The organism is Streptomyces sp. NPDC017202 (assembly GCF_044331705.1).
Lineage (GTDB): Bacteria > Actinomycetota > Actinomycetes > Streptomycetales > Streptomycetaceae > Streptomyces.
On sequence record NZ_JBIRNP010000003.1, the window covers coordinates 420775 to 438212 of the forward strand.

General features: G+C 74.1%; 12 protein-coding genes and 1 pseudogene. 3 read left to right on the forward strand and 10 right to left on the reverse strand.

The genetic code is table 11. The features are described from left to right. Nucleotides 1–67: 67 nt before the first annotated feature. Nucleotides 68–1933, reverse strand: a complete 1866-nt coding sequence (gene ggt, locus ACH4N1_RS09360; RefSeq protein ID WP_398095742.1) for a gamma-glutamyltransferase — start codon at nt 1931–1933, stop codon at nt 68–70. Between the two features lie 143 nt (nt 1934–2076). Here ggt and ACH4N1_RS09365 point away from each other — a divergent pair, with 143 nt between their 5' ends. Both ACH4N1_RS09365 and ACH4N1_RS09370 read left to right on the forward strand, forming a co-directional pair. Next, nucleotides 2077–2838 (forward strand): hypothetical protein, encoded by a 762-nt coding sequence (locus ACH4N1_RS09365; protein ID WP_398095743.1) that lies wholly within the window; start codon nt 2077–2079, stop codon nt 2836–2838. Nucleotides 2839–2849: 11 nt separating this feature from the next. Then, nucleotides 2850–3043: pseudogene (locus tag ACH4N1_RS09370) on the forward strand (acyl esterase); the annotation flags it as partial. A gap of 112 nt (nt 3044–3155) precedes the next feature. On the opposite strand, the gene ACH4N1_RS09375 reads toward ACH4N1_RS09370, so the two are convergent. The 7 genes from ACH4N1_RS09375 to ACH4N1_RS09405 form a co-directional block, all read right to left on the reverse strand. Further along, nucleotides 3156–3899, reverse strand: a complete 744-nt coding sequence (locus tag ACH4N1_RS09375; protein WP_398095745.1) for an amino acid ABC transporter ATP-binding protein — start codon at nt 3897–3899, stop codon at nt 3156–3158. Between the two features lie 170 nt (nt 3900–4069). Further along, nucleotides 4070–4492, reverse strand: coding sequence for a DUF6278 family protein (locus tag ACH4N1_RS09380; RefSeq protein WP_398095746.1), 423 nt, complete (start codon nt 4490–4492; stop codon nt 4070–4072). 315 nt (nt 4493–4807) lie between these two features. Next, nucleotides 4808–5587 (reverse strand): exodeoxyribonuclease III, encoded by a 780-nt coding sequence (locus tag ACH4N1_RS09385; protein ID WP_398095748.1) that lies wholly within the window; start codon nt 5585–5587, stop codon nt 4808–4810. A 39-nt stretch (nt 5588–5626) separates the two neighbouring features. Further along, complete coding sequence (locus ACH4N1_RS09390) at nt 5627–6262, reverse strand: MBL fold metallo-hydrolase (RefSeq protein ID WP_398095980.1); 636 nt, start codon at nt 6260–6262, stop codon at nt 5627–5629. A gap of 112 nt (nt 6263–6374) precedes the next feature. Continuing rightward, entirely contained in the window at nt 6375–7676 is a 1302-nt protein-coding gene (gene pcaC, locus ACH4N1_RS09395) for a 4-carboxymuconolactone decarboxylase (RefSeq protein ID WP_398095749.1), read from the reverse strand. Nucleotides 7677–8131: 455 nt separating this feature from the next. Beyond that, the gene (locus tag ACH4N1_RS09400) at nt 8132–9712 is read right to left on the reverse strand and encodes a hypothetical protein (RefSeq protein WP_398095751.1); all 1581 of its coding nucleotides are present in this window, start codon (nt 9710–9712) and stop codon (nt 8132–8134) included. A 172-nt stretch (nt 9713–9884) separates the two neighbouring features. Then, nucleotides 9885–10898, reverse strand: a complete 1014-nt coding sequence (locus ACH4N1_RS09405; protein ID WP_398095752.1) for a LacI family DNA-binding transcriptional regulator — start codon at nt 10896–10898, stop codon at nt 9885–9887. Nucleotides 10899–11270: 372 nt separating this feature from the next. Here ACH4N1_RS09405 and ACH4N1_RS09410 point away from each other — a divergent pair, with 372 nt between their 5' ends. Continuing rightward, entirely contained in the window at nt 11271–12236 is a 966-nt protein-coding gene (locus ACH4N1_RS09410; protein ID WP_398095753.1) for a glycoside hydrolase family 6 protein, read from the forward strand. Between the two features lie 206 nt (nt 12237–12442). Here the strand turns inward: ACH4N1_RS09410 and ACH4N1_RS09415 are convergent, their stop codons facing one another. Then, nucleotides 12443–14569, reverse strand: coding sequence for an SWIM zinc finger family protein (locus ACH4N1_RS09415; protein ID WP_398095755.1), 2127 nt, complete (start codon nt 14567–14569; stop codon nt 12443–12445). After that, entirely contained in the window at nt 14569–17406 is a 2838-nt protein-coding gene (locus ACH4N1_RS09420; RefSeq protein WP_398095756.1) for an SNF2-related protein, read from the reverse strand. The genes ACH4N1_RS09415 and ACH4N1_RS09420 overlap by 1 nt, the downstream gene beginning before the upstream one ends. Nucleotides 17407–17438: the final 32 nt, after the last annotated feature.

Below are 17438 nucleotides of genomic sequence, written 5' to 3' on the forward strand. Positions count from 1 at the left end.
GCCTGAAACGGCCTGAGACAGTCTGAGGCACACGGTCGGGAGCGGGCGGCGTGGTGCCGCCGGTTTCCTACGGCGCCGGCAGCACCACCTGTGCCGAACCGCCGCCCCGCCGCACGGTCTCGGCCGCCGCCAGCCACTTGCCGTTCGGCAGCCGCTGCACGCCGGTCGTGGCGCCGATCTCCGGATTGAGCTTGAACGAGTGCCCGATGGCCTCCAGTTGCCCGGCGAGGTCACTGCCGTAGAGGCCGGGTTCGAGTTCCGTCTGGGCGGCGTTGCGCTGGCTGGCGCGGGGGGCCGCGATGGCGTCCACGAGCGGGAGCCCGCGGTCGAGGAACCCGGTGAGGGTCTGGAGCACGGTGGTGATGATGGTCGCGCCGCCGGGCGAACCGAGGGCCACCACCGGCAGGTGGTGCCGGTCGAGGACGATGGTCGGCGAGATCGACGAACGCGGCCGCTTGCCCGGACCGGGCAGGTTCGGGTCGTGCACGGCCGGATTCGCCGGGGCGAAGGAGAAGTCCGTCAGCTCGTTGTTGAGGATGAATCCGCGGCCGGGGACGGTGATGCCGCTGCCGCCGGTCTGCTCGATGGTGAGCGTGTAGGAGACGACGTTCCCCCACTTGTCGGCGACCGTCAGGTGGGTGGTGTTCTCGCCCTCGTACGTCGTCGGCGCCGCCGTGCCGCCGCCGGCGCAGGCCGCCGGCCGGCGCGGGTCGCCCGGTGCGAGGGGGCTGGTCAGCACCGCGTCGTCCCTGATCAGGCACTCCCGCGAGTCGGCGTACCGCTGCGACAGCAGTTCCTTCGCCGGTACGTCCTCGAAGGCGGGGTCGCCGACCCAGCGCCCGCGGTCGGCGAAGGCGATGCGGCTGGCCTCGATGAACCGGTGCAGGTACTGGGCCCGGCTCGCCTTGGAGAGGTCGGTCCGCTCCAGGATGTTGAGGGCTTCGCCGACGGTCGTGCCGCCGGAGGAGGAGGGGGCGATGGAGTACACGCCGAGGCCGCGGTAGGTGGTCTCGGTGGGCGCCTGGAGCTTGGCGCGGTAGGCGGCGAGGTCCTTCGCGGACAGCTCGCCGGGCCGGGCGTTCCAGCCCGAGTCCGGGTCCACGGGCGGCTTGTTGACGGTGTCGACGATGTCCTCGGCGATGTCGCCCCGGTAGAGGGCGCCGACCCCCTTGCGCCCCAGCTCGGCGTAGGTGCGGGCGAGATCGGGGTTCTTGAAGGTGGAGCCGACGACCGGGAGTTGTCCGCCGGGCAGGAACAGCTCGGCGGTGTCGGGGAAGTGGCGGAAGCGGGTCTCGTTGGCGGCGGTCTGACTGCGGAAGGTGGCGTCGACGGTGAAGCCGTCGCGGGCGAGGCGCTCGGCGGGCTTGAGCACCGTGCCGAGCTTCCTGCTGCCCCACCGGTCGAGGGCCGTCGCCCAGGTGGCGGGCGTGCCCGGGGTGCCGACGGCGAGTCCGCTGCTGACGGCGTCGGCGAAGGCGAGGGGCTTGCCGTTCTCGACGAAGAGGTCCGCGCCGGCGGTCAGCGGCGCGGTCTCCCGGCCGTCGATCGTGCGCACGGTGCGGGACTTGGCGTCGTAGTAGACGAAGTAGCCGCCTCCGCCGATGCCGGAGGAGTAGGGCTCGGTGACGCCGAGGGCGGCGGCGGTGGCGACGGCCGCGTCGACCGCGTTGCCGCCCTTGCGCAGCACCTCGATGCCGGCCGCGGAGGCGTCCGCGTCGACACTGGCCACGGCGCCGCCGTAGCCCACGGCGACGGGTACCTTCTCGACCGGTGCCTTCTCGACGGCCGGCTTCTCGACGGCCGGCTTCTCGACGGCCGGCTTTCCGGCGGCGGCGGGTGGCGCCGCCGCCCCCACCGAGACCACGGCGGCCGAAACCGCCAGGACCGACAGTTTCCGCGCGGCCGACAGTTTCCGCGCGACAGAGCGACGCATCCGTACCTCCAGTCCGGGAACGTCCGCGCAGCGTAACCACAACACCGGTGCCCCGACAGCCCTCTTCCGGGCCGTGTCGTACGACTGTCACACATCGAACACGGGTACGTTCCGGCCATGGGACCCCACTACTATGCGCGCCCATGAATGACGACGTGCGCAACATCGTTCTGGGCGTGGTCGCGGCCGGCATCAGTGCCGCGCTCGGCTGGGTGGCCCGCACCTACCTCTGGCGGCGGAAACTACGGCGCAAGCAGGCCTTCTTCGGCCTGCCGGACAACTCGGAGTGCCTGCTCGTCGTCAACCGCGATCCGGCGAGCCCGGAGCCTGCGGTCCACCGCATCGACGTCTTCGCGCTCCTGGAGCTGTCCGCGCTGATCAAGGACTGCGGCGCCAACGTCCAGGTGGTCACGCAGGACGCGGCCCAGCAGGGGTTCGGGGAGCGCACCGAGTTCTGCGTCGGCGGCCCCGCCTCCAACCGGCGCATGATGGCGCACATGTCGGCGATGCTGCCCGGTGTGCGGGTCAACGTCGATGCCGAACCGGGCCCGGACCGGGGCGCGTTCCAGATCGGCACCGAACGCCACCGGCTGGAGGCGGGCGTCACCGAGTACGTGCTGCTGGCCCGGCTCACCGCCGCCCAACGCCGGGACGCGCGGCCGGTGTTCCTCTTCTGCGGCCAGCGCGCGATCACCAACCAGGCCGCCACCCGCTACCTGGCCCGCAACCACGAGCGCCTGTACCGCAAGCACGGGAACAACTCCTTCGTGCTGCTGCTGAAGGTCGTCAACTCCCAGGCGTACGGCCCCGACGTGGTGGAGCTGGTCGCCGACGTGACGCGGGCGGCCCAGACGCCGCTGCCCGCGCAGTCCGTCTCCCCCCGCACCTCGCACCGCGCGTCCTGAGCCCCGTCGCCGGCAAGCCGTGCGGCGCGGACCGGGAGCCGTCGTCCACGGCGTACGACGTCCTGGCGGGGCACCGGCCGGCCGGGGGGGCGTCGACACGGTCGACCCGCTCCCCGACGAGCACAACCCGTCCGGCGCGCGGCTGACCTTCTCCTCGCCGGCGAACGACCCGTGGTACGGGGCGATTCCGCTGTGCGAACAGTGATCTCCGGCCGGCGCCGGGCGGGTATGGCTCCTCGAGTGCTGCCCCTGCGGCCCGGACGAACGACCCATCCTAGACGAGGGTCGCCGGGGGGTCATGGCGGGAGTGCACAGTTCTAATGCTTGAGGATCTTGGAGAGGAAGTCCTTGGCCCGGTCGCTGCGCGGATCGGTGAAGAACTCGTCCGGGCTGCGGTCCTCGACGACGCGGCCGTCGGCCATGAAGACCACGCGGTTCGCGGCCGAGCGCGCGAAGCCCATCTCGTGGGTGACGACGACCATCGTCATGCCGTCCCGGGCGAGCTGCCGCATGACCTCCAGCACCTCGTTGATCATCTCCGGGTCCAGGGCGGAGGTCGGCTCGTCGAACAGCAGCGCCTTGGGCTCCATGGCGAGGGCCCGGGCGATGGCCACGCGCTGCTGCTGGCCGCCGGAGAGCTGTGCGGGGTACTTGTCGGCCTGATCGGCCACACCGACCCGGTCGAGCAGGGCACGGGCTTTCTCCTCGGCCTTCTTCTTGTCGGTCCTGCGGACCTTGATCTGGCCCAGTGTCACGTTCTGGAGCACGCTCTTGTGCGCGAACAGGTTGAACGACTGGAAGACCATGCCGACGTCGGCGCGCAACCGCGCCAGTTCCCTCCCCTCCGCCGGCAACGGTCTGCCGTCCAGCAGGATCGTGCCGGACCGGATGGGCTCCAGCCGGTTGATCGCCCGGCAGAGCGTCGACTTGCCCGACCCCGACGGGCCGATGATCACGACCACCTCCCCCTTGCCGACCGTGAGGTCGATGTCCTGGAGGACATGCAGCTCCCCGAAGTACTTGTTGACGTCACGCAGCTCGATCAACGGATCGACGGCCATGCGCAGCCCTACTCACTCTCGGCTGTCCCGTGCTGCCGCAAACTATCCAGACAAAACGGACTTACAGATACGACACGCACCTTTCGGGCATTAGCCGTATTTACGCCCCACCGTGGATCGTCGCCCCACCCCCCGCCCCGCACCCCCGCCGCACGCCTCCGCCGCACGCCTCAGACCTCCGCCACCTCGCCGTAGTGCTGGGACAGCTCCGGGACGCCGTTCACGGCCCACTCCTGCCCGGCGGTCACCACGTCGAACTCCCGGCCCGACGCGATCCGTACGACGGGCTGGCCGCCGGGCCAGACCTCCCAGACGGCGCCGGGGACGGTGCGCACGATGACCGTGCCGAGGTAGAGGCCCGCGTCGTTGCCCAGCCAGGGCAGGATCTCCTCGTCGTCGCGCCAGCGCGGCAGCAGCTGGTCGAGCGCCTCCAACGAGGCCGGTGTGTCGTCGAGCCGGATGCCCTCCCGCTCCGCCAGGGTGCGCAGCAGCTCGCACTCGGAGAGGAGTTCGGCGACCCCTTCGGGGTCCGCGGCGGTCAGCGTCGCCTCGGCGTGCTTCTTGCGCCTGCTGCCCAGGAAAGGGATGTTCATACGCCCAGCGTGGCATTCACACCGGCGCGCGCACCACAGGCGCGCGGACAGCCGCGAGCGGCCGGAACCCCCTCCCCCGCCCGCCCGGTGGATCGACCGGCGGGCGGCGCTTTCACGACCGTCGCGGCGCCCGGACGGACGACCTGACGGACGGACGACCGGACGGACGGACGGGAGGAGGCGGTACGGGAGGGGGGGGAGTCGCCACGTCCGGACGGGGTCGGTACGTGCGGCGGCCGTCGCGCGGTGCTCCCGGGCCGGCCCCCGGCCGTCGGCCCGGCCCTCCCCCCTCACCGGCCGGCCCCGCACGCGGGCCTACACGTCGAGGTCGACGACGACCGGCGCGTGGTCCGAGGCGCCCTTGCCCTTGCGCTCCTCGCGGTCGACGTAGGAGTCCTTCACGGCCTTGGCGAAGGACGCGTTGCCGTAGACCAGGTCGATGCGCATGCCGCGGTTCTTGGGGAAGCCGAGCTGGCGGTAGTCCCAGTAGGTGAACGGGTGGTCGTACTTCAGGGGGCGCGGGACGACGTCGGAGAGGCCCGTCTCGCGCAGGGCGGCGAGGGCGGCGCGCTCGGCGGGGGTGACGTGGGTGGAGCCCTCGAAGACGGCCACGTCGAACACGTCGTCGTCGGTCGGGGCCACGTTGTAGTCGCCCAGCACGGCGAAGGGGCGGCTGCCTCCCGCGTCACCGGCGACGGCGGCCCGGAGGGCCTCGAACCACTGCAGCTTGTAGGCGTAGTGCGGGTGGTCCACCTCCCGGCCGTTGGGGACGTAGACCGACCAGAGGCGGACCGGACCGCAGGTCGCGGAGATCGCGCGGGGCTCGGCGGCGCCCTCGTACCCCGGATCGCCGGGCAGGCCCTTGACCACGTCCTCCAGACCGACCCGGGAGACCACCGCCACGCCGTTCCACCGCCCGGTGGCGTTGACCGCCGCCTCGTAGCCCAGCTCGCGCAGCTGGTCGAACGGGAACTGCGCCTCGGCGACCTTGGCCTCCTGGAGGCAGAGCACGTCGGTGCCGCTGCTCTCCAGCCAGGCCAGGAGCCTCGGCAGGCGGGCGGTGATCGAGTTCACGTTCCAGGTCGCGATGCGCATGACCGACAACTTACCCGCAGGGTCCGACAACGCCCTCGCTCAGATCTGCGCCGACGCCCCCGACGCCAGCCGCTGGTGGTCCGCGCCGCCGAGATTGCCCAGGTGGGTGTCGTAGATCGGGCGGGCGAGGTCGGTGAGGAGGGCGTCGTGGATGTCGTAGACCCGCCGCGGCCGGACCTCCCTGACGTACTCGATCACCTCGGCGATCTTGTTCCAGGGGGCCATGACCGGGACGAGGAGGGTCTCCACCGGGTGGTCGGGGACGGTGAGGGCGTCACCGGGGTGGAAGACGCGGCCGCCGTCGATCAGGAAGCCGACGTTGGTGACGCGCGGCAGGTCCGGGTGGATCACGGCGTGCAGTTCGCCGTGGACCCGGACGTCGAAGCCCGCCGCGGTGAAGGCGTCGCCGTGGCCGACGGTGTGGACGCGTCCCGGGAAGGCGCTCGCGATCTTCTCCGCGACCGACCGGAGGGTCCAGATCTCGGCGGCCGGGTCGGCCTCCAGGGCCGCCCGCAGCCGCTCCTCGCTGAAGTGGTCGGGGTGCTCGTGCGTGACGAGGATCGCGTCCGCGCCGAGCGCGGCGTCCGCCTCGGTGAACCCGCCCGGGTCGAGGACGAGGGTGCGGCCGTCCTTCTCCAGGCGGACGCAGGCGTGCGACTTCTTCGTGAGCTTCATGGGAGCCGGGGGCGGCATGGGGGTCTCGGGAGTCCTGGGCCGGTCGGGGGTGGTGGGCCGGTCGGGGGTGGTGGGGGTCATGGCCCCATCCTGCCCCCGCCGGGCGGCCGGCTCACTCGGTGGGCGTCGTCTCCTCCCGGATGACCTGCTGCGCCACGCGGAACGCCCGGTTCGCGGCGGGTACGCCGCAGTAGACCGCCGTCTGGAGCAGCACCTCCTTGATCTCGTCCGGGGTGAGGCCGTTGCGCAGGGCGGCACGGGTGTGGGCGGCCAGCTCGTCGAGGTGCCCGCCGGCCACCAGCGCGGTCAGGGCGACGCAGGAGCGCGAGCGCCGGTCGAGGCCGGGGCGGTCCCAGATCTCCCCCCAGGAGTAACGGGTGACCAGCTCCTGGAAGTCGCCCGAGAAGTCGTCGGCCTGCGCCAGCTCCCGGTCCACGTGGGCGTCGCCGAGGACCTCGCGCCGCACCTTCAGCCCGGCGTCGTACGGGTCGGGGCGGCCCATGACCTGCGGGGGCGCGACCACGGGGGCGGGCGCGATCTCGGCGATCGGCGCGGCCTGCGGCGGCGCGGGCTGCACTGGCCTGAGGGAGACGCCGGGGACGGCGGTCTGGCCCGTGCTGTGCTCGTACGCCGGCTGCCAGGCGGTGGAGAAGTGCCGGACCAGCAGGTCGGTGACGGCGGCGGGCTGCTCGACCGGCACCAGGTGGGAGGCGCCGGGAACGACGGCGAGCCGGGCGTCCGGGATGCCCGCGACGAGGGTGCGGGCCTCGGCGGGGCCGGTGACCTGGTCGTCCGAGCCGACGAGGACCAGCGTCGGCACGCCGACCATGCCGAGTTCGGCCCGCACGTCGAAGGAGGCGAGCGCCTCGCAGGCCGCGATGTAGCAGCCGGGGTCGGTGGTGCGCACCATCTGTACGGCCCACTCGGTGATCGCGGGCTGGGCGGCGGCGAAGCCGCTGGTGAACCAGCGGTCGGGCGAGGTGCGGGCGATGGGGTCGAGGCCGTTGGTGCGTACGATCACCCCTCGCTGCCGGAACTCGTCCGCCGTGCCGAACCGCGGCGAGGCCGCGATCAGCGCGAGCGAGGCGACCCGCTCGGGACGACGCAGCGCCAGCTCCACACCGACCGCGCCCCCGAGCGCACAACCCGCGTAGCCGAAGCGCTGCACGCCGAGCGCGTCGAGCGTGGCGAGCAGCCGCTCGGCGAGGTCGCCGACGGAACCCGCCGGATAGGCCGGCGCCCCGCCGTGGCCGGGCAGGTCGAAGCGGAAGATCCTCCACTGCTGGGCCAGTTCGGGAACCTGGCGGTCCCACATGTGCCATGTGGTACCCAGTGAGGGACCCAGGATCAGGACCGGAGCGTCTTCCGGCCCGTCAAAGCGGTATTGCAGGGTGTTCGGTGGCGTCTCACTCACGCCCCAGACTTTCTCACGTATCGCCGAGCCCTCGTCACGGGGGCTTGAGGGAAGGCGGACGGCATCGTGCCGCGAGAGCCGGAACCTCCCGGGTCGCACCGCGTTTCGGGGCCGTCTCCGACGCCGGGCGGGAGGAAGCCCAGGGGCTCGTTCCAGGTCGGAGAAGCGGTGCGGTGTCCCCGACGGAGCGGGAGGGTTCCTCCGCGGCGCCGCCTGGCAGGCCGTCGGCCGCGGCCTCCGGCCAGGTCGCGACGACGTTCCGCAGCCGCGCTCCGGGCTCCGGGCTCCGGGCTCCGGGCTCCGGGCTCCGGGCTCCGGGCTCCGGCAGCAGGGTCCGGGCCGAGGCGGGGGTGTTGACGGTGGCGAGGGGCAGGTCGCCCTCGTGGAAGCAGGCGTCGAGCAGCGGCTCCTCGATCGGCGGACGCACGGCGCGTGTCCCGTGCCCTGCCTGCCGGTCACCCCGAGGCCAGCTGTTCCGTTATCTCCTTGATCCAACCGGCGCTCTTCGCCGGGTCGTTGAGGGTGTCGGCCCACACTTCCGGATCCAGCTTGTGGTTGGTGGGGCCTGATTTGAGAGCGACGAGGAGGGCCCTCGCGGATTCCCTCATCTCGGCCGTCGCGTTGCCGCTGCCGGGGATGTCGGGGCCCGCCGCCAGGGCGTAGATCTCGCGCGCCATGGCCTGGCGTTCGCCCTGCGACACCTTCTTCCAGAACTTCAGGGCGTGCTTCAGGGATTCGCCGCGGGACGCGGCCTCCGCCGGGGTCCCTCCCTCCGGCGCCCAGCGCTCGGGGTGGCGGGCCTCCTCGTAGCGCTTCGTGGCGGCACGGAGCGCCTTGTACATGGTGACGCCGAAGACGAGGCCGGCGCCGGCCCCGGCGAGGCCCCATCCGACCGGGTTGCTCGCCAGCCCGGCCGTTCCCGCCGCGACCGCCGTCACGACGCCGGCCGCGGCCTTGGTGGATTCGCCCACCGCGCCGCCGACCGTCTCCTTGCCGATCTTGGTGAGCTGCTTCTTCTTCGCGTACCCCTGCACCGTGCTCAGCTTTTCCACGTCGTTCTCGGCGCGCTGGAGGCTCTCTGCGGCGTCACGGGCTTCCCCCATCGCCTCCCAGGCGGCGTCGACGGCCTCGGAAACGAGTTCCAGCCGCCCCTCGCCCTCGTGCTTCCAGTAGGCATCCAGCGCGACGTACGCCTCCGCCGCGGCCCAGTTGGCCTGCTCCCGCGACTCGTTCAGCCGGGCCAGTGACCCCGCGTGGACGAGGTGGGGATCTCCGAGCTCCTTGATCTTCTTGTACTTGCGGGCCGCTCCCCCGACGCGGAAGGCCGCCCGCGCGCCCTTGATCGCGCCGATGGAAGCGCTGGCGACACCGCTCGCCTCGGACGCCACCGCGGCGTCCGCCGCCTTCTGGACCTTGGTGACCTCCTTGGCGATGGCGGCGCTGTAGCTTCCCGAACCGGCGGCGCCGACGACCGTGTCGGTCCCCTTGGTCTTGGCCTTCTTCTTCGCCGTGTGGTGGCCGGCCCCGGTCCGGTGCTTCTCGAGGTCCTTCATGTTCTTGTACGCGTCCATGCCGCTGACCACGGTGCCGGCGGCCTCCGTGAGGAGGTTCCCCGACGCGGCGGAGGTCCCCGAGGCGGCGGCGGAGTGCTTGAGGCCCTCGTTGGCCGCGGCGGCGGCCTGCTGGGTGAAGCCCGCGTTGGTGGGGGTCTGGACACCCTTGATGAAGGTGTCGATGGGCTCGAGGTTCTTCTTGAACCTGTCCAGGAGCCCGGCGATCCGGTCGCGGTAGTTCTTCTTCTTCGCTCCGGCGGACGCGCCGCCGTTCTCCGGCGCCTTCCCCTTGTCCGCGCCCCTGGCACGCTGCACCGCCGCGGTCGTGGCCCGGTTGCCGGCGCTGGACTGCATCCGGAGGAGGGCGTGCTCCACCGAGTTCCCGGACGGACTCCCGGTCCGGTTCCCCTCCCGGCGCTGCCGGGCCGACGCCAGGACGGCTGCGGACTGCCGTGTCGAGGTGCGGTGGACCGGGGTGCTCATGGACGTGCCTCTCCTGCTGCCGGACCGGGCGAGGCGAAGGTAGCCGGGCACGGCCAACAGGAGGGGGTCGGAAGGGAAACTCTTCGGGGACGCCGTGGAACACGTTGTGGGAGAACCCGTCTCGGACTTGGGGCGGCGTCCGGAATCTCGCTCCGGGCCCGGGGCGCGGCCGTCAGGTGCTGGAGCGGACGACCAGGCGGGTCGGAAGGATCAGCGGGGTGGGGTCCTGCCCGTTGACGAGCGCGACGAGCATGCGCGCCATCTCCCGCCCGAAAGCCTGTACGGGCTGATGGACCGTGGTGAGCGGCGGATCGGCGATCCGGGCGACCGCCAGGTCGTCGAAGCCGACCACGGCGACGTCGGCGGGGACCCGTCGGCCGGCCTCGCGCAACGTGCGCAGCGCTCCCGCCGCCATGTTGTCGTTGGCGGCGAACACCCCGTCCACCTCGGGACGGTCCGCCAGCAGGGCGGCCATGGCGGCGGCCCCGCTGGGCTCGGTGAAGTCGCCCTCCCGCGGAGGGAGCGGATCGAGTCCGGCGCCCAGCAGAGCGTCCCGGTAACCGCGGTACCGGGCGCGCCCGGCCTCGGTGTCCAGGCGCCCGCAGATCGCGGCCACGCGTCTGCGGCCGCGCGCGACCAGGTGCTCGGTCGCCTGGCGTGCTCCGCCGACGTTGTCGACGTCCACGTACCAGCGGGGGGCCGGACCGACCGGGCGTCCGCCGAACACCACGGGCATCTGCGCCTCGTCGGCCATGCGGGTCAGCGGATCGTCCTCGCGCAGCGCCATCAGCATGACCCCGTCCGCGCCCCTGGACCGAAGGAGCTCCTGGACCCTCTTGCGGCCCCGGTCGGAAGCGGCCAGGCACAGCATCAGATGCAGGTCGGCCTCCTCCAGGGCGGCCGACGCCCCCACGATCACCTGGGCGAAGAACGGATCGGCGAAGATCGACGGATCCTCTCCCGAGACGACCAGGGCGGCCGCTCCCGTCTGGCGCATGGCCAGGGCGCGGGCGGTCGGATTGGGGACGTAACCGAGTTGCCGGACGGCCTGTTCGACCGCCTCACGCTTGGCGCGGCTGACGTGCGGGGCGTTGTTGAGGACGCGGGAGGCCACGGAGCGGGAGACACCGGCGCGTTCGGCCACCTCGTCGAGCGTCGGCTGCCGACGCGGCGCATCCTCTGCCATGAACCGTGAGCCCTTCCCTCGCGACCGGACGGGCAGCCTCTCACCCCGGCCCGTGCCGCTGCCACCCGCCTGGCGGACGGCGGGGGGGCCGGCGAGGACCCGCAAGGGCCGACCGACTGGGAGCGCTTCCAGTTTCCGAACCCTCCGGTCTTCCGGCAGGCGCATCCCAGAGCGTGCTTGCGCGTCGACTCTTGACAGTCCACCTGCCCCGTCACACCATACCGACCACGCCCCGACGGTTTGCCGGGCACCTGGAAGCGCTTCCAGTGGGAGCGCTCCCGGAACAGGTCGCACCACCGCACTTCCTCAGCGCGTCGCACGCTCGGGACGAGAGCGTGCGACGCATCCCTGCCAGGAGAACGAGGTTCCGTCATGCGCCGCAGACTCCGCGCCCTGACCGCAGCACTCTTAGCCCTGCCGCTGGCGTTCGCCGCCGCACCGTCCGCCCACGCGGCCGACCCGACCACCATGACCAGCGGGTTCTACGTGGACCCCGACTCCAGCGCGAAGAGGTGGGTGGCAGCCAACCCCGGCGACGGCCGGACCGCCGCGATCGACGCGTCCATCGCCAACACGCCGACGGCCCGTTGGTTCGGCTCCTGGAGCGGCACCATCGGCACCGCCACGGGTGCCTACGTCGGAGCGGCGGACCAACGGGACAAGCTGCCCCTCCTCGTCGCCTACAACGTCTACAACCGCGACTACTGCGGCGGGCACTCCGCCGGCGGAGCCGCTTCGCCGTCCGCCTACGCCGACTGGATCGCCCAGTTCGCCGGCGGGATCGGCAACCGCCCGGCCGTCGTCATCCTCGAACCGGACTCCCTCGGGGACTACGGCTGCATGAACCAGGCGCAGATCGACGAACGCGAGGGCATGCTCACCGGCGCCCTCGCCCAGTTCAACCGCCAGGCCCCCAACACCTGGGTCTACATGGACGCCGGCAACCCGCGCTGGGTCGACGCGGCGACCATGGCCCGGCGCCTGCACGAAGCCGGCCTCCGTCAGGCCCACGGCTTCTCGCTCAACGTCTCCAACTACTTCACCACCGCGGAGAACACCGCCTACGGCAACGCCGTCAACAGGGAACTCGGTGCCCGCTTCGGCTACACCAAGCCGTTCGTCGTGGACACCAGCCGCAACGGCAACGGCTCCGACGGGCAGTGGTGCAACCCCTCGGGCCGCCGCATCGGCACGCCCACCCGGACGGGCGGAGGAGCCGAGATGCTCCTGTGGATCAAAGCCCCGGGCGAGTCGGACGGCAACTGCGGCGTCGGAGCCGGCTCCACGGCCGGGCAGTTCCTCCCCGAGGTGGCGTACAAGATGATCTACGGCTACTGATCCGGGACTCCGCCGCCCGCCCGGGCGACCGGCACTCCACCGGAGCGGGCGGCGGTTCCGTCGGGGCGGTCAGCAGTCCGCCGGAGCGGACGGGGGGTCCGCCGGGGCGGCGGCCGTTCCCTCGGCCACCCCGTCGACCGGGGAGCGGCCAGGGGCCGCGCAGCCCGCGGCACCGCGCGTCGAAGGGCACCGGCTAAGGCGGTGGTTCACAGGTCGTCGGCCCAGGTGGCCAGGCCGGTCAGGGCGCCCACCGGGTCGGTGTCGGGGGTGCCGCGGGGCCACCAGTCGTCCTGGCCGGGCTCCGATTCGTACGGGTACCACAGACCGTCGCGGCCGAGGCGGAGTTGGACGTGGCCGCGGGGGTGGGTGAGGTGGTTGCGCCAGGGGCGGAAGGCGGGGAGGTCGGCGGCGCGGAGAAGGGGGCGGGCCCGGTCGAAGCGGCCGGCGGGCGGGTCCCAGAGGTCCTCCAGGACGGCGAGTCCGTCCGGGCCGCCCTGCCGCCAGGCGGCGACCGCGCGGGCCAGCTCGCCCGGGGTGCGGCCGGCGGCGGAGGCCAGGGAGGCGTAGAGGGCGCGGCTGGTGGCGGTCAGGCCGGAACCGGGACGCGCCGCGGCGAGCCGTACGGCGTCCTGCCAGAGGGTCAGTCCGCCGATCTCGTCGTGACCGGTGGTCAGCAGCGCGTGGGCGCGGAGGGCGGCGTCGGTGGCGAGCTGGTCGAGGGCGAAGGAGTCGGGGCCGCCCGGCACGGCGGGGTAGGCGGGCGGCTGTTCGGGGTGCGGCGGCGGGGGCAGGGGCGCCGGCAACGGCGGGAGCCGGCGTGCGGCGAGGGCGTCGGTGGCGCGGATGCCCGGCACGGGTTCCGGCTCCTGCTCCTGGGCGGCGCGGGCCGCCCGCGCGGCGTTGCGGCGGGACAGCGTGTCGAGCAGTTCGCGTTCGCCCCGGCCGCGCAGCAGGAGCAGGACGAACGGGTCGGCGTCGAGGAGCCGCGCGGTCTGGTAGCAGAGGGCGGCGACGTGCTTGCAGGGGTGTCCGCGGTCGGGGCAGCTGCACTGGGGGGCGAGGTCGCCCGGGCCGGGGAGCAGCGGCACGCCGTAGTCGGCGAGAGACTCGGGCATCTCCTTGTCGAGCAGCGCGGCGATGTGCACCGGCCGCTCGACCGCGGCGTCCAGGAACCGCTCCCAGTCCTCGTCGCCGAGAGTGCGCAGACGCACCTGGACCCGGTAGGGCCGGGCCCGGCTGCCCCGCACGTACGCCAGGACCAGGCCGGGCGTGACGGTGATGGCGTCCACGTGGCCCCGCTCGGCGTAACCCCGCCCGCGCGCCAGCCGCTCGGCGTCGAGAGCGCCCTCCTCCAGCGCGGCGATCCAGGCATCGCCCCACCAGGTCTCGGCGAATCCGCCGCCCGCCCCGGCCAGCCGGGGAGCGAGGGCGGGGAAGGTGCGGCGGTGATCGCCGTCGCGGGCGGGGGCGGCCATGGAGGGGGGGACGGCGGGGCCATGAGCGGCCGGGGCGGGGGTCGCAGGGGCCGTAGCGGGCGTCGGGGCGAGGGACGCGGGAGCCGGGGCAGGCGTCGGGACGGCCGGGGAACGGGGGGCGGCGTCGGGGGCGGCCACTGGGCGGGGGGCCGGACCGAGGGCCGTCACCGAGCGGGGGGCCGGGTAGGGCGAACCGGTCTCCCCGGATGCGGATCCGGTCGGCCCGGGGGCTTCGGCCGCTGCCGCGGGGTCGGTTTCCGACGGCATCCGGAAGGCGTCCTCGGCGAAGGTCCGTACGTCCCGCGCGCGGGCCACGGCGGCACGGCCGGCGGGGCGGCCGGTGCTCGCGGCCGCGCCGGGGTTCGCGGCGGGAGCTGCCGCGGGGCGGGCAGCCCGGAGCGCACTCGCGCCGTCTCCCGGTTCGCCGGTTTCCGGCGGCGTCCGCCGTGCCTGTGCGCGGGCCGCACGCAGGGCCTCCCGCGCCACGTCGCCGGGCCGGGCGCCGGACCCGCCCCGCGGCCCGTGGGGGGCCGGGGGTACGTCCGCTGCCGGGGGGACGTCGGTCCGCGGGGCCTCCTCGCGCTGCCGGGGGGCCTCGGCCGCGCGTCGCAGAGCCGCGCGGGCGGCGTCCCCCGGGCGGGGCGGAGTGCCTTCGGGCTGCCGTGTGCCGGACTCCGCGGGCGCGGTCTCCCGCCGCGGCCGGTCCGGGCGCGCCTCGGCGGGTTCCGTGGGCGCGGACGCGGACGCGGATGCCGGTGCCGCGTCGTCGGCGCGCTCCCGTGCCGCCCGCAGGGCCCGGCGGACCGCCTCGGCCGGACCGGTCTCCCCGGCCGGACCGCTGGTGCCCGTCTCCGCCATCACGCCTCCCTCCGCAGCCTGACCAGGTCGGACAGTTCACGGTCCGTCAGCTCGGTGAGGGCGGACTCGCCGGAGCCGAGGATCGCGTCGGCGAGGGCGCGTTTGGCCTGGAGCATCTCCGCGATGCGGTCCTCGACGGTGCCCTCGGTGATGAGGCGGTGGACCTGGACCGGCTGGGTCTGGCCGATGCGGTAGGCGCGATCGGTGGCCTGTTCCTCCACGGCCGGGTTCCACCAGCGGTCGAAGTGGACGACATGACCTGCGCGGGTGAGGTTCAGGCCGGTGCCGGCCGCCTTCAGCGACAGGACCAGGACGGGGGTCGCACCGTCCTGGAAACGGTCCACCATGCGCTCGCGCTCGGGCACCGGCGTACCGCCGTGCAGGAGCTCCACCGGGACGGCGCGGCCGGCCAGGTGGGCGGTGATCAGTCGGGCCATGCCGACGTACTGGGTGAAGACCAGGGCCGAGCCGTCCTCGGCCAGCAGGGTGTCCAGCAACTCGTCCAGCAGGGCGAGTTTGCCGGACCGGGCGGCGAGGGCGTCGCCGGTGGCGGGGGCCTGCTCCTTGAGGTAGAGCGCCGGGTGGTCGCAGATCTGCTTGAGCGCGCCGAGCAGCTTGAGGACCAGGCCCCGGCGGGCGATGCCGTCCGCCGTCTCGATGACGTGCAGCGACTCGCGCACCACCGCCTCGTACAGCGCGGCCTGTTCGCGGGTGAGCGGGACGGGGTGGTCGGTCTCTGTCTTGGGCGGCAGCTCGGGGACGATGCCGGGGTCGGACTTCTTGCGCCGCAGCAGGAACGGGCGGACCAGGCGGGCGAGCCGCTCGACGGCCTCCTCGTCCTCGCCGTTCTCCACCGCGCGCGCGTGGCGGGCGCGGAAGGCCTTCAGGGGGCCGAGCAGGCCCGGTGTCGTCCAGTCCAGGAGGGCCCACAGCTCGGAGAGGTTGTTCTCGACGGGGGTGCCGGTGAGGGCCACGCGTGCGGGGGCGGGGATGGTGCGCAGTGCCTTCGCGGTGGCCGAGAAGGGGTTCTTGACGTGCTGGGCCTCGTCGGCGACGACCAGGCCCCACGGCTGCCGGGCCAGGGTGGCGGCGGCCGAGCGCATGGTGCCGTAGGTGGTGAGGACGAAGCCGCCGGTGAGGTCGTCCAGGGTGCGGTCGGAGCCGTGGAAGCGGCGGACGGGGACGCCGGGGGCGAACCGCGTGATCTCCCGCTGCCAGTTGCCGAGGAGGGAGGCGGGGCAGATCACGAGGGTGGGTTCGGGGCGGGCCCGGCGCAGGTGGAGGGCGATGAGGGTGACCGTCTTGCCGAGGCCCATGTCGTCGGCGAGGCAGCCGCCGAGGCCGAGGGAGGTCATGAGGTCGAGCCAGGCCAGGCCGCGCAGTTGGTAGTCGCGCAGGGTGGCGTCGAGGCCGGGGGGCGGCTCGGCGGGCCGGAGGCCGGCGGTGAGGCGGTCGCGCAGGGTGGCGAGCGCGCCGACGGGGACCGCCTCCATGGTCTCGCCGTCGACCTCGGCGGTGCCGCTGAGGGCGACGGAGAGGGCGTCCACCGGGTCCAGCAGGCCCAGTTCGCGTTTGCGGGCCTTGCGGACGAGGGCGGGGTCGACGAGCACCCACCGGTCGCGCAGCCGGACGACGGGGCGGTGGGCCTCGGCGAGGGTGTCCATCTCGGCCTCGCTGAGGGGGTCGCCGCCGAGGGCGAGCTGCCAGCGGAACTGGAGCAGGTCCTCGCTCTCGAAGAAGCCGGTGCCGTCGGTCGCGGAGCCCGGCGCGGGCCGGACCACCGCGGCCGCGCTGAGGTCCTGGGCGAGGTCGCGCGGCCAGTGCACGGCGACCCCGGCCGCCGCGAGGCGGGTCGCGGCCACGCCGAGGAGGTCGTTCAGTTCGTCCTCGGACAGGGCCAGCACGTCGAGGGTGCGCGCGTCCTGGTCGGCGAGGCGGGCAAGGGGCGCCCAGACCCGGGCGGCGCGCCGCAGGGCCAGGGCGGCGTCCACGCGGGCGCGTGGCCCGAAGGCGGCGTCGGCCCGGCCCGACCACAGGGCCGCCGCGTCGGTCACCAGGGTCGGGTCGGCGAGGCTGTGCACCTGGACGACGGCGGCTCCGGCGCGCCGGGCTCCTTCGCCGTCGTCGAACAGGTCGTACGCCGACAGGTCGAGGCGCAGGGAGATCCGCACGCCCGCGTCCATGCCGGCGGCGACCTCGGCCGCCCAGTCCTGGGCGCCGGGCAGCCGCTGCGGACGGCGGTCGGCGAAGGGCCTCCCGGACGCGTGGGGCGCGGCGGGGGTGCGGGGCAGGGTGTCGGCGACGGCGTCCAGGAAGGAGCGCATCAGGGCCTCCGGCTGCGGCAGCCGGAGGGGACCGGGGCCGGGCAGCGGGACGGCGTGGCCCTCGTACGGCAGGGCGGCGGCGACGGCGCGCAGGTGGGCGACGTCCTCCGGTTCGAGCGGGCCGGCCCGCCAGGCGTCGTGGCCGGCCGGGGTGAGGCCCGGCAGGAGCCGGCCGCGGGCGGTGAGCCGCAGCGCGTGCAGGGCGGCGGCGCCCCAACAGGCGGTCGCGGGGTGGGCTGCGGGGTCGTGCCGGGCGCGCACCAGGAGCGGGAGGGCCGCCTCGACGGGCAGGGAGAGGGCGGGGGCCTGCCGGCGGCGGACCGAGGTCCCGTGCCGGCGGACGACGGTCAGTTCGGTGCGCTCGGCGTGTGCCGGCCCGGGCAGCGGGCCGTCGTCCGGGTCCCAGAAGGCGACCCGGCCCTCGCGCGGGAGGGGCGCGGGCAGGAAGACGGCGGCGAGGCGCGCGCCGACGAGTTCCGCCGGGTGTCCGGCGACCCCGCTCGTGTCGCTCATGCTCGGTGTCCACCTCCCGCCCGCATGTCTGG